The sequence below is a fragment of the Bacillus clarus genome (assembly GCF_000746925.1).
GTDB lineage: Bacteria > Bacillota > Bacilli > Bacillales > Bacillaceae_G > Bacillus_A > Bacillus_A clarus.
Genome location: NZ_JMQC01000008.1, coordinates 1627283 through 1640542, shown reverse-complemented (window position 1 = coordinate 1640542; position 13260 = coordinate 1627283). Strand labels below are relative to the sequence as shown.

General features: G+C 37.4%; 12 protein-coding genes. 8 read left to right on the top strand and 4 right to left on the bottom strand.

All coding sequences use genetic code 11. The annotated features are described in order from the left end of the window. Positions 1–429 precede the first annotated feature (429 nt). Together DJ93_RS09210 and DJ93_RS09205 are read left to right on the top strand one after the other, a co-directional pair. Positions 430–855 (top strand): SRPBCC family protein, encoded by a 426-nt coding sequence (locus DJ93_RS09210; RefSeq protein ID WP_042980414.1) that lies wholly within the window; start codon positions 430–432, stop codon positions 853–855. Then, a complete protein-coding gene (locus tag DJ93_RS09205) occupies positions 856–1179 on the top strand; it encodes an ArsR/SmtB family transcription factor (RefSeq protein ID WP_042980411.1) in 324 nt (107 codons plus the stop codon). A gap of 129 nt (positions 1180–1308) precedes the next feature. On the opposite strand, the gene DJ93_RS09200 is transcribed toward DJ93_RS09205, so the two are convergent. Continuing rightward, positions 1309–2748, bottom strand: coding sequence for an MDR family MFS transporter (locus tag DJ93_RS09200; RefSeq protein WP_042980410.1), 1440 nt, complete (start codon positions 2746–2748; stop codon positions 1309–1311). Positions 2749–2850: 102 nt separating this feature from the next. Continuing rightward, positions 2851–4122 carry a BaiN/RdsA family NAD(P)/FAD-dependent oxidoreductase gene (locus DJ93_RS09195; protein WP_042980409.1) on the bottom strand — a complete coding sequence of 424 codons (1272 nt, stop codon included), beginning with the start codon at positions 4120–4122 and terminating at the stop codon, positions 2851–2853. A 309-nt stretch (positions 4123–4431) separates the two neighbouring features. On the opposite strand from DJ93_RS09195, the gene DJ93_RS09190 reads away from it, so the two are divergent. Together DJ93_RS09190 and DJ93_RS09185 are read left to right on the top strand one after the other, a co-directional pair. Continuing rightward, positions 4432–6084 (top strand): putative polysaccharide biosynthesis protein, encoded by a 1653-nt coding sequence (locus tag DJ93_RS09190; RefSeq protein ID WP_042980408.1) that lies wholly within the window; start codon positions 4432–4434, stop codon positions 6082–6084. Between the two features lie 41 nt (positions 6085–6125). Then, positions 6126–6854: a pseudouridine synthase gene (locus DJ93_RS09185; protein WP_042980407.1), complete on the top strand. Its 729-nt coding sequence runs from the start codon at positions 6126–6128 to the stop codon at positions 6852–6854. A gap of 88 nt (positions 6855–6942) precedes the next feature. On the opposite strand, the gene DJ93_RS09180 is transcribed toward DJ93_RS09185, so the two are convergent. After that, complete coding sequence (locus DJ93_RS09180; RefSeq protein WP_000805512.1) at positions 6943–7164, bottom strand: DeoR family transcriptional regulator; 222 nt, start codon at positions 7162–7164, stop codon at positions 6943–6945. A gap of 358 nt (positions 7165–7522) precedes the next feature. Here DJ93_RS09180 and pepV point away from each other — a divergent pair, with 358 nt between their 5' ends. The 4 genes from pepV to DJ93_RS09160 all read left to right on the top strand — a co-directional run bounded on the left by pepV (position 7523) and on the right by DJ93_RS09160 (position 12904). Further along, on the top strand, positions 7523–8929 hold the full coding sequence (gene pepV / locus DJ93_RS09175) for a dipeptidase PepV (protein ID WP_042980406.1): 1407 nt from the start codon (positions 7523–7525) through the stop codon (positions 8927–8929). A gap of 102 nt (positions 8930–9031) precedes the next feature. Beyond that, the gene (thpR, locus tag DJ93_RS09170; protein ID WP_042980404.1) at positions 9032–9577 is read left to right on the top strand and encodes an RNA 2',3'-cyclic phosphodiesterase; all 546 of its coding nucleotides are present in this window, start codon (positions 9032–9034) and stop codon (positions 9575–9577) included. Positions 9578–9714: 137 nt separating this feature from the next. Continuing rightward, positions 9715–11856: a type I pullulanase gene (gene pulA, locus DJ93_RS09165; RefSeq protein ID WP_042980403.1), complete on the top strand. Its 2142-nt coding sequence runs from the start codon at positions 9715–9717 to the stop codon at positions 11854–11856. Positions 11857–12106: 250 nt separating this feature from the next. Next, the gene (locus tag DJ93_RS09160) at positions 12107–12904 is read left to right on the top strand and encodes a phosphotransferase family protein (protein ID WP_042980402.1); all 798 of its coding nucleotides are present in this window, start codon (positions 12107–12109) and stop codon (positions 12902–12904) included. A gap of 3 nt (positions 12905–12907) precedes the next feature. On the opposite strand, the gene DJ93_RS09155 is transcribed toward DJ93_RS09160, so the two are convergent. Then, on the bottom strand, positions 12908–13186 hold the full coding sequence (locus DJ93_RS09155; RefSeq protein WP_042980400.1) for a YtzH-like family protein: 279 nt from the start codon (positions 13184–13186) through the stop codon (positions 12908–12910). Positions 13187–13260 lie beyond the last annotated feature (74 nt).

Here is a 13260-nt window from a genome sequence, read left to right as displayed (position 1 = left end):
TTTATAGTTTTAAAAAAGAGTGAGCAGGTAGTCATTTCTCCCCTAAGTTCATTATTGTGAAAATGTTGAGGAGGTGAGAAATAAATACCGAATCAAGTGGTGGGCATATTCCTTCTGGTCTTTTACATACCTCATGCATTGTCCCTGAGGGAAGGAGGAGAGACGAAGTGCAGATGAGATAAGTTAGGCGCCCCACTTATTATGAATGATGGAGTTTCATAATGAGTGAAGTTTTATTTTGATTTGCCTTTGTGAGTATAGTATGAAGAAATGGTGAGAGAGTGTTTGTCCTGTTGAAAAAATGTTGAGAATTTCTCAACAATGGAATGATAAACGAGATAACTGATGTTGACATGAAACCAAAAGGTGTTATATCATCTAAATAAAACCAAAAGGTGTTACTTTGATGCCAAATAAAGGAGATATAAGATGGAACAACATACATTAAATGATATTAAACAAACTGTTATTTTTAATGCGCCTATTCAAAAAGTATGGAATACAGTATCTACTGCAGAAGGAATCGCATCTTGGTTTATGCCAAATGATTTTGAACGAAAAGAAGGACATGAATTTCATGTACAATCACCGTTCGGACCATCACCATGTAAAGTGTTAGAGATTGATGAACCGAATCGTTTATCATTTTCGTGGGATACAGATGGATGGATCGTTTCATTTATTTTGAAAGACTTAGGAGATAAAACAGAGTTTACTCTTATTCATGGCGGCTGGAAACACCCTGATGAAATTCTTCCGAAAGCGAATGCGAAGAGCTCTATTATTCGCGAAAGAATGAATGGTGGCTGGGTAGCAATTGTAAATGAAAAACTGAAAAAGGTTGTCGAGGGCTAAGTGACCTCGTCAGCAGCGAAATACGATGTATTTCAAGCGATTGCCGATCCAACCCGCCGAGAAGTATTACGGTTATTAAGTGATAAAGAATTACCGATTTCAAAAATAACGGATCATTTTCCGATGAGCCGCACAGCTGTCGTGAAACATCTTCACATTCTTTCAGAAGCAAATTTAGTGAGTGGAAGAAAGGTTGGGAGAGAAAAGTTATATTGTTTACAACCTGAACCGTTAGAAGAATTAAAGCAGTGGCTCTCGTATTATGAGCAGTTTTGGAATAATAAATTGTCCATGCTTAAGTATGTCGTGGAAAACGAGGAATAGGTATTGGCGTATTTTGTTGTTAGGACGATATTTCATGTCGAATCGCTGATATATGATGAGAAACGGCTGATATATTCAAAAAATCGCGGATATATAGGAAGAGGATGACCAGACCGGTCATCCTCTTTACTATTGTTCACTTGTTTGTGTAGATGGCTTTAATACGAGCCAAGCGATAATTAATGTTAATACCGCTAATACGAAAGTACTCATATAAATGACATGTACACTGGAAGCTAATGCTTCTTGCGATTCCGTTACTACGTTTGTCACAGTTCCTCCGTGTCCACCAGAAGATACGAGGTCAAGGTTTTTGATACCACGTGCATGTATCATCGTATTGAAGATCGTCCCGAAAATTGCAGCACCTAATGTTTGGCTAAACGTGTTAATGAATGTGTTTAAGCCGACTGCTGTGCCGCGTGTATGTGCAGGTACAGCTGCTTGAATTGTTACCATGTAAATAGGTGTAACAAGCCCCATTCCTAAGCCGAATAATCCAACTGCAACATAAATAAGGAATGATGGTGAATCTGTTGATAATGTAAATAATAAGAAGGTAGCAATTGATAAAATACTAGCTCCAAGTAAAATGATTTGTTTCGTTTGTAATTTGCCAACTAAGTTACCAGAAAGAATAGCACCGAATGTCCACATAACAGGAATCGGCATTAAAATGAGTCCAGCTTCTGTCGCGTTTTTTCCTAATACACCTTGGCTCCAAATTGGAAGATACATTGTAATACTAATAATCATTGCGCCAGCAATAAGCGTTAGTATGTTTATGATAGATAATGTACGGTTAGAGAAAAGCGCTAGCGGAATTAATGGTTCCGGAGATTTTTTCTCGATGAATAAGAAAATAATGAATGAAACAGCGGCAAAGATTAATAGGCCGATAATTGTCATGTCATCCCAGTTTTGCTTACTGCTTCCTGTTAATAGTGCATATAGTAAAGCGATTGTACTTAATGAGAAGATAATCGCTCCAGGATAGTCGATATGGTGTTTCGCTGGTTTGATTGATTCTTTATAGGAAATCGCAATCATCGCACATGCAAGAATTCCAAATGGAACGTTTAAGAAGAAGATGTAGCGCCAAGAAAGGGAATCAACTAAAAATCCGCCTACTAATGGTCCGATAACACCGGAAACACCCCAAACAGCACTCATCCAGCCTTGTGCCTTTGCGCGGTCTTTCGCTTCGCTATATAAGTCCCCGATAATTGTCATCGTAATCGGCATTACAGCACCGGCCCCTATACCTTGAAGGGCGCGGAAGATGATTAATTGTTCCATTGATGTAACGACTCCGCAAAGTGCAGAACCGATTAAAAAGATTGCCGCCCCGATGAGCAAAACTTTTTTGCGTCCGAATAAATCGGCTAGTTTTCCGTATATTGGAGTCGAAACAGCTGTTGCAAGCATATAAATTGCATATACCCAACTAACAAGTTCGACGCCTGACAAATCACTCGTTATACGAGGGATTGCTGTACTAACAATCGTTCCTTCTACAGCAGAAAGAAACGTCATTAACATTAAAGACATCATGACTTTTTTTCTCATATGTTTTTCCCCTTACCCTTTTTTCAAATATTCAACAATATAAAATATAAAGGTACTAAGCTATATAAAGCAACAAAAAAGAAACAGGGGACCTGTTTCTTTTTAGTATTGCATTTTCGCATTTTGCCCAGCTGTTGTTCCGGCAATTCTACCTGTAACAAGAGCTGAAGTAATATTATAACCGCCAGTATAGCCGTGAATATCTAACACTTCTCCGCAGAAATATAGGCCATTCATAAATTTAGAAGCCATTTCTTTCGGATGAATTTCTTTAACGGATACGCCACCGCCAGTAACGAATGCTTTTTCAAGCGGTTGAGTTCCATTTACAGTAACGATAAATTCTTTAAAGTCTTTCGCAAGGGCACGGATCTTTTCATGAGAAAGTTGTCCAGCTTGCTCGCTACCTTCAATCTCATTTTTTTCTAATAAGAATAGGAAGTAACGTTCAGGAACATAGCCTTTTAAAACGTTTTTAATTCCTTTCTTCGGATCTTCTTTCATTTGTTTCAGCATGCGCTGGAAAAGTTGCTCGCTATTTTCATCTGGCAATGCATCAATACTCATTTGTACCGTATTCGTTTTAAACTTCTTCATCGTTTTCACAACAAACTGGCTACAGCGAAGGGCAGCAGGACCAGATAGGCCAAAGTGAGTGAAGAGCATATCCATTTTATGAGAAATGACAGCTTTTCCTTTCGGGTTTAATACACTTAAGTTTACATCTCGTAAAGCAAGACCTTGTAATGTACGGTCACGAATAAATGGCTCGTTTGAAGTGATTGGTACTTCTGTTGGGAAAAGCTCTGTAATTGTATGACCAGCTTTTTCAGCCCAAGCGTATCCGTCTCCAGTAGAACCAGTATGAGGGACAGATTTTCCGCCAACCGCGATAACGACGTGATTTGTTTCTAACACTTCACCTGTTTGCAGTACAACAGCTTTCGTTTGCCCGTTCTCATATTCAATCGTTTCAACAGGTGTATTCGTACGTATTTTTACGCCTAGGTCTTTCAAGCGTGTTAAAAGTGCATCTACAACAGATTGTGCTTTATTTGATACAGGGAACATGCGGCCATGATCCTCTTCTTTCAGTTTTACACCGAGATTTTCGAAGAATGAAATAATATCTTCATTACTAAAAATAGAAAAAGCACTGTATAAGAAGCGACCGTTTCCTGGTATATGTTTAACGATTTCATCAAGTGGTAAGCGATTTGTTACGTTACAACGACCACCGCCAGAAATTGCAAGTTTACGTCCAAGTTTATTTCCTTTATCAAGAAGTAAGACATTTGCGCCTTCTTCTGCAGCACCGATTGCAGCCATTAACCCTGAAGGGCCACCGCCGATGACAATAACATCATAATGCATAATATATCGACCTCATTTTCTACATTTCCTGCCTAAAAGAATAGCATGTTTTCATGGAAAAGAAAAATAGAGTGAAGTACTGCTTCCTTGAAGAATTGTGGTACAATACAAAGGTTAGAGTTCAGCGTTATCCCGCATTAACGGGCAGTAAGATTCCCGCCTCAAGGCTTAGGAGAAGCAAAGAGGTGAGTTTTGAAGCGGTAGGTCAACTGCCCGTAAAAGCCCGATTGGTTCAACTAATAATCAGTGTGGGTGAAGCCTTCCCGCTGATTATAGTTTCACTTTATATAGATGTAGGAGGATTTTTGTATGTCCGATTCAAAATTTCTGCGCGGAACGCTTATTGTGACGTTAGGAACATTTTTAGTAAAGTTCTTAGGTATGATTTACGTCTTTCCGTTTCATGCATTAGTAGGCACAGAAGGCGGAACGCTCTATACATATGGATATATTCCATATACGATCTTTTTAAGTATCGCAACGGCAGGGGTGCCGCTTGCTGTTTCAAAATTTGTTTCCAAATATAATGCACTTGGAGATTATAAAACGAGCCGGAGAATGTTCCGCTCGGGAATGGTTATGATGATTGTAACGGGAGTTCTTTCTTTCTTAACACTTTACATGACCGCACCATTATTTGCAGAGGCAATGCTTGGTAAACAAAGTATGCACAATAGTGTCGAAGAAGTTGCGACGATTATTCGTCTTGTAAGTTTTGCGCTTATTGTTGTACCAGCAGCAAGTTTAATTCGTGGTTATTTCCAAGGTCATCAATCAATGGGACCGACGACTGTTTCACAAATTATTGAACAAATCATTCGTATTATCTTTTTACTGGCGGGTAGTTTTATCGTTATTAAAGTAATAGGTGGAACAGTTGCAACAGCAGTTGGAGTAGCGACATTCGCTGCGTTCGTTTCGGCTGTTGGGGCACTGGGGGTATTAGTTTGGTACTGGTTCAAACGCAAAAAGCATTTAGATCAATATTTAATTGAACAAACTGTACCAGAATCAACAGTAAGTACCGTTCAATTATTTAAAGAATTATTTGCATATGCGATTCCTTACGTTGTAATAGGGTTAACAATTCCTTTATACCAACAAATTGATACATTGACATTTAACTCAATTATGCAGGCAATTGGGCAAGGGGATATTGCAGAACGAGCACTTGGTATTTTCACGATGTGGACTCATAAATTAATTATGATTCCGGTATCACTTGCAACAGCGTTTAGCTTAACGCTTGTACCAGCGATTACAAAATCATTTACAGAAAAACAATACCGTTATTTAAAATTACAAATTACACAAACATTCCAAGCTAATATGTTTTTAACATTGCCAGCGGTTATTGGTATTTCGTCTCTTGCGTACCCAATTTACACGGGGTTTTATGAAGCAGATCCATTAGGTGGACAAGTGCTTATGTGGTATGCGCCAGTTGCGTTATTGTTTGCTTTATTTACAGTAACAGCAGCGATTCTGCAAGGGATTAACCAGCAGAAGCATGCAATTATTGCGCTTGCTATGGGTGTTATTTTGAAGTTCTTATGTAACGTAATCTTTATTCGTTACTTCGGTACAGTTGGAGCGGTTATGGCAACAGCGGTCGGATTCTTAGCTTCCGTTTGGTATACGAATAAACAAATTCGAAAATATGCACACTATTCATTCGGTGTCGTATATAAGAGAACATTCCAAATTGCAGTATTAACAGCTGTGATGGTTGTTGTAGTGAAACTATCACAATGGATCTTATCCTTTGTTATTTCACCAGATGGACGTATTGGTGCTCTTATTACTGTTGCAGTTTGTGCAGGTATTGGCGGTCTTGTTTACGGATTGTTAGCGATTCGCACAGGAGTACTAGAAAGAGTATTTGGTGGAGAAGCTTTAGAGAAGATTCAGCGTAAACTTGGTGGTAGATTAAAAATAAAGTTGAAATCAAAAGGGGCGTAAATACGTCCCCTTTTCTATGATAAATAAAGAAGGTGAATCGATTGAGATTAGATAAATTATTGGCAAACATGGGATACGGAAGTAGAAAAGAAGTAAAGAAATTATTGAAAGATGGCGTTGTGAAAATTGATGGAACGCCAGTGAAAGATGCGAAATTTCATGTGAATGTAGAAGAGCAAGAAGTTATGATTCATGGAGAGATTGTTGAATATAAAGAATTCGTATATTTAATGATGCATAAGCCACAAGGTGTTATCTCAGCGACAGAAGATGATAACCATGAGACAGTAATAGATTTATTAGAATTAGAAGATGCGATTTTTGATCCATTTCCTGTTGGAAGACTTGATATTGATACAGAAGGTTTCTTATTAATAACAAATGACGGAAAGCTAACACATCAATTATTATCTCCGAAAAAGCATGTGCCCAAAAAATATTATGCACACATTTCTGGAGTCGTAACAGAAGAAGATGTAAAAGAGTTTGCGAAAGGTGTTATTTTAGATGATGGCTATGAAACGAAGCCAGGCGAACTTACGATTTTGAAAAGCGATGATGTTTCTGAAATTGAGCTTGTTATTACAGAAGGAAAATTCCATCAAGTGAAGCGTATGTTTGAAGCGGTAGGGAAAAAAGTAGTTTACTTAAAGCGAACAGAGATGGGACCTTTAGTATTAGATGAAGAGCTAGAGCTTGGACAATATCGTGAATTAACAGATGAAGAAGTAGAAATGTTAAAGACGTATCAAGTACAAACAGAAAATTAAGAGTGACACCGATTCCAAAATGCAGAAAAGACCCCTTTCTAACTATATAGAAAGGGGTATGTATTTATTTTACATACAATTGTTTTCGTTATGAGGTCATTCTCACTTTCTTTCCTGTTGTTGTCCACTTACCGCGGCAAGGGCTATACACGAGTTCATTAAACTGCAACACATTCAGATCACGTTGTATTGTTCGCGGTGTGATCCCGAACTCATCTACAAGGTCTTTCGTCGTTACCGTACCATTTTCATTGATGTACATATAAATTGATTTAATGCGTGTTAGCATACGAGTAGTTGTAGGTTTCAAGAGAAAACCACTCCTCTACTAGTTTTTTTGACCCCATTCAGGAAAGAAGGTCTTTATTACCATTGTACTCTACATGACAAAATTCATGCTTTAACTTAGTTAAATTTTACAAAAGTTTAACAAATATTCATATAGAAAAATATTGGTAGTTGACATTCTATATCTCTTCAATCAACTAACTCATAATTTTCTACGTAAAACGCCAAATTCCTGCAAATTTTTTTAAGAAAATAAAAGAAAAACTAATAAGAAATATCTGAAAAATTATAATTGTTCGTCATTAGGTACTCTCGTATGGCAGAAGAGATTTCAGTTTGCTATGATGAAAGAGAGAATATAGAAGAAGGATGGATGCGTGATGTCAGCGATTAATTGGACAGAAGAAGTTGCAAAACGAAAAGATGATTTAATTCATGATACACAACAATTTTTACAAATTAAAAGTGTATGGGAAGAAGAAACTGCGAAAGAGGGCGCACCATTTGGTGAAGGCGTAGAAAAAGCGTTATCTTTCATGTTACATAAAGGAGAAGCAGAAGGTTTTGCTTCCAAAAATTTAGAAGGATATGCAGGACATCTTGAGATGGGACAAGGAGAAGAATTGGTAGGTATTCTTTGCCACGTTGATGTTGTGCCGGAAGGAGATGGCTGGACAACTCCTGCATATAGTGCTGATATTCGCGATGGGAAGATTTTTGCACGCGGTGCAATTGATGATAAAGGGCCAACAATGGCGGCTTATTATGCAATGAAAATTGTAAAAGAATTAGGATTGCCACTTTCAAAACGTGTTCGAATGATTTTAGGAACAGATGAAGAGAGTAATTGGAAGTGTGTAGACCATTATTTTAAAAATGAAGAAATGCCAACAATCGGTTTTGCGCCAGATGCAGATTTTCCAATTATTAACGCAGAAAAAGGAATTTCTGATATACAAGTTGTGCAAATTGGTAGCGAAGCGAAAGGTGGGGCATATGAGCTCGTTTCATTTGATTCGGGGCGCCGTTTAAATATGGTTCCTGATTTTGCAGAAGCAGTTATTACGGGTGAACATGTAAATGAGCTTGCTAAAGCGTATGAAGAGTATTTACAAACGACGAAGAAAACAGGGAAACAGATAGTTGAAGGAAATACAGTGACGTTACAAGTTGAGGGGGTTTCAGCACACGGATCTACTCCGGAAAAGGGCGATAATGCTGGTTTGTTATTAGCAAACTTTTTAAATACAGTAGCACTTGATGAGAAATCTGCTTCGTTTACATCATTTGTAACGGAGACATTTACAGGTGATACGCTTGGAGAGAAAGCTGGTATCGCTTATCAAGATGATATTAGTGGCCCATTAACAGTGAACGTTGGCCGCCTTTCTTATACGAAAGAAAACGGTGGTAATTTAGGATTAAATGTACGCTACCCAGTTACGACAAACTTTGAAGAAACGATTGAGAAATTAAAAGACTATGTGAGCAATCACGGATTCGAAGTAGCAGATTACTCTAATTCCCGTTCTCATCATGTTGATAAAGATCATATGTTAATTCGCACTTTACAACGTGTATATGAAGAACAAACAGGAGAAAAGGCAGAACTATTAGCAATTGGCGGCGGTACATACGCTCGTTCATTAAAAGCTGGTGTTGCGTTTGGACCTTTATTCCCTGGAAAAGAAGAACTTGCTCATCAAAAAGATGAGTACATTGAAATTGAAGATTTATTAAAAGCAACAGCAATTTATGCACAAGCGATTTATGAATTAGCGAAATAAAAAGTTTTTAAATGATGACCGTTCTCTATTTAGAGGGCGGATTCTTTTTAATTGAATGAGATATGGAAGAAAAGCAACAATAACAAAAAGGAGACGATGTACATGGTACCGCATTATTTTGTCGCAGTAACTTTGCCGCGTCATATAAAAGAAGTGCTTACTAATTATAAAGAAGAAATGAAGGATGAATTGCCATTTCGTTCATGGGTTCATGAAGAAGATTATCATATTACACTTACTTTTTTAGGTAACGCATCGCAGGAACAACTGCAAGGAATAAAGAATGGATTAAAAACACTTACAGAGAAAAAAGAATTAGAGCTTACATTACAAGGTTTGTTTACATTTGGAAGGACAGATCAGCCGCGTATATTTTGGGCAGGGATAAGTGAAAATCCAGATTTGTTTGCCTTGCAAAAACAAGTACATACAATTTGTGAAGAGAATGGTTTTTCTCTAGAAACACGTCCTTATCACCCTCATATTACGGTAGCGCGTAAATGGATAGGAGAGAAAGAGTTTGATTTGGAAAATATAAAAGAATTATCTATCGTATCGTTTCCAGCTGATACGATTACGTTATATGAATCGCATGTTAAGGAAACGCCAAAGTATAAATCGGTAGTGGAAATAAAATTAAAGAAATAGAATGTATGAAAACGTTTTTTATGCAGGTGAATATACTATAGAGAATAATGACTTACTGTATAGAGTCTTGCAGATAAGGAGCATCTTATCATTTGCAGCTCGTTTCATTTTAATTTCAAGAATGATGGTGATTTTTTATGTTGAAAGTAAAACGTCCATTTGAAGCCTACTTAGATGAAATGAATAAGATTACAATTTTGCTCCCACATACTTATGGAACAAGTCGGACATTTCGTTTGCAAGAAGGAAATCAACTACGTGATATTCCTATTGCTCACACAATTACACTTCCAAATGCAACGAAGTATGAATGTTTTATAGAAGAGCCGCTAGATGTGGGGAAGTATTATACAGTACGAGATGAACGGAATGAAGAAACGGATTTGCAAATTGGAGCTGTCATTCGAACGGCAAATTTTGATGAGAAATATTATTATGCAGGTGCAGATTTAGGGGCTTTTTATAAAAAGGAAGAAACGATATTTAAAGTATGGGCTCCGACTGCACGACTGGCGAAAGTGCGTGTTTATAAAAGTGATAAAGAGTATACGGATTATGAGATGTATAGGGAAGAGAATGGAGTTTGGTCTCATATTTTAAACGGTGATCTTGATGGAGCGCAATATACGTTTCTCGTTTGCATTAATTTAATATGGAACGAAGCGGTAGATCCGTATGCGAAATCTGTATCAATAAATGGGAAATATGGAATTGTTATAAATCCAGAGAAGACGTATGTAAAACAGCAAAACACATTACCTACATTAGAGGCTGTTACAGATGCGATATTGTATGAGGTGCATATTCGTGATGCTACAATACATCCAAATAGCGGAGTGAAACAAAAAGGGATGTATATGGGGCTTACAGAAGAGGGGACAAAGCAAGGGCATGGAACATTAACAGCTCTATCGCATATAAAAGATTTGGGAGTTACACATGTTGAATTATTACCTCTTCATCACTTTGCTGGTGTAGATGAAAGAAACCCATTCGCTACGTATAACTGGGGATATAACCCACTGTATTACAATGTACCGACGGGAGTATATGCAACAGTCCCTTCTAATCCGTACAATCGAATTTTAGAGTGTAAACAACTGATTGAAAAATTTCATGAACACGGCATCCGCGTTATTGTAGATGTTGTGTATAATCACGTATACGAAAGAGAGACATCGTCGTTTGAAAAACTCGTGCCTGGGTATTATTTTCGTCATGGTGAAGATGGTATGCCGTCTAATGGGACGGGAGTTGGAAATGATATAGCATCGGAACGGAAAATGATGCGGAAGTTTATTACGGAGTCTATTTTGTATTGGCTTACTGAATATAATGTTGATGGATTCCGTTTTGATTTAATGGGAATTTTGGATGTAGAGACGATGAATGATATAGAAAAAGAAGTAAGAAAAGTAAAGCGTGATGCGCTCCTATTAGGAGAAGGGTGGGATTTACAAACGCCGATTCCTAGAGAGGAAAAAGCGATGCTACTTAATGCTGGGAAAATGCCACATATTGCACAGTTCAATGATCAATTTCGTGATGGGATAAAAGGAAGTACTTTTGATATAACAAAGCAAGGTTTCGCCTTTGGTGGTCATGTAGATCAAAAGCATTTGCAGTATGTGCTAGCAGGAAGTCTTTCAAGTATGAAAGACAAAGGGTTGTTTTTAGAGCCATCTCAAAGTGTAAATTATGTAGAATGTCATGACAACATGACGATGTGGGATAAACTTGTGTGTAGTAATCAAGAGGTAGAAGATGTTTTGAAAAAACGACATCGTTTAGCGACAGCGATGGTGATTTTTTCGCAAGGGATTCCATTTTTGCATGCGGGGCAAGAGTTTTATCGTTCGAAGAAAGGAAATGAAAATAGCTATAATGCACCGGATGAAATTAATCAAATAGATTGGAATCAAAAAGAGAAAGAGATGGAGACGGTCGATTATATAAAAGGATTAATTGCAATTCGGAAGGGACATGGAGCATTTCGATTACGAAATGCTGATCTTATTAAAGAGCATATGACTTTTTTACAAACCCCTCAAAATGTTATTGCATACCATTTGCAACATGTAGAATCATTTGGACCTTGGAAGGAGCTTGTTGTTTTATTCCATAATGGTCTGCAAACAGAGACAGTTTTGCTTCCGAAAGAGGATATGTGGCACATATTAGTGGATGAGAAACGAGCAGAAGTACAGCCAATTTCTTCATTTCAAGGAAAGGAACTTCAAATAGAGCCAGTTAGCATGTATATATTGGCGATAATGTGACAAATCGCTACTTGACGATGAGAATGTAATAAATGTAGAATTGACAAAGGTGACGATTTTGATAAGTTGTCATTACAACATTGGTTTTGTAAAATAAAGTAAAAGAGTGGGCGGTTTGTCTACAACTTGGTTTATGCCAAGTTTTCTTTCATTCAACTACAGTAAAAAATATATGAATCCACAACATGTTCAAAAGATGTTGCGGTTTTTCTTTTCATAACTATAAAAGATAAGGATTTGTTAACGGGTAATGAATATGGAATGGTTGGAACAATTATTAGGAAAAGAGTGGAGTCTTATACCGGCTGGTGGGGCAACGGGCGATGCATATATTGCGCAAAATGGACAACAAAAGTTATTTTTAAAGCGGAATACATCGCCCTTTTTAGCGGTATTGTCAGCAGAAGGAATTGTTCCAAAATTACTTTGGACAAGAAGGGTAACGAACGGTGATGTGATTTCGGCTCAAAAGTGGCTTCCGGGGCAGAAGTTAGAGCCAGAGGATATGAAACTAGAACGTGTTGCGAAACTTTTAAAGAAAATACATTCTTCTAAAGCGCTTGTGCAAATGATTCAAAGACTTGGAAAACAGCCACTTCATGCACAAGAGCTATTACAACAATTACAGTTTGTTTTAAGAGGAGATATAAGAGTAGATGAAACAATTCAAACAGGTATTCAATATTTAAATGAAACAGTAAAGGATATTGAATACGACGAGTTCGTCGTATGCCACTGTGATGTGAATCATAACAATTGGCTATTATCGAATGAAGATGAGTTGTTTTTAATTGATTGGGATGGAGCAGTTATCGCCGATCCAGCTCTCGATCTGGGTATGTTATTGTATTGGTATATCCCGCGCCATCAATGGGATGAATGGCTTGCGTATTATGAGATTGAAGTGGATGAATCGTTGCTTAGACGTATGAAGTGGTACGTAGTGGCACAAACAATCCTATCAATTCAATGGCATACAACAAAAAAACAGCAAGCAGAAGCTGAATATTGGCATCAATATTTACAGCAACTACTTGCTTCAGAGTAAATATTAAGAAAAATTGTCCATTCCAGCAATCCACTCAGTGAGTTGTTCTTGATTATTGGAAATGTGGTTGTCCAAATCAGAAGAATATTTACCCGATTGACTATAATAATATACATCGTTTAGCATTGCTTTAATGTCGCTATTTATACTATCGTTTGCGAGTAGCGATTGAATAAGACGTTCTAATTGTTCGCACTCAGAAACTGTTCCACAGCAGTCACTTTGGTGATTGACTAAAATATCTTTTAGAACTTCTAATTGATGCTGTTGATTAATTGGCATGACCGGATCATCCTTTCGATTGTTGTTCTCCTTGAACATATAAGAGAAAATGCTGTTTCGTCATGGAGTAGTTA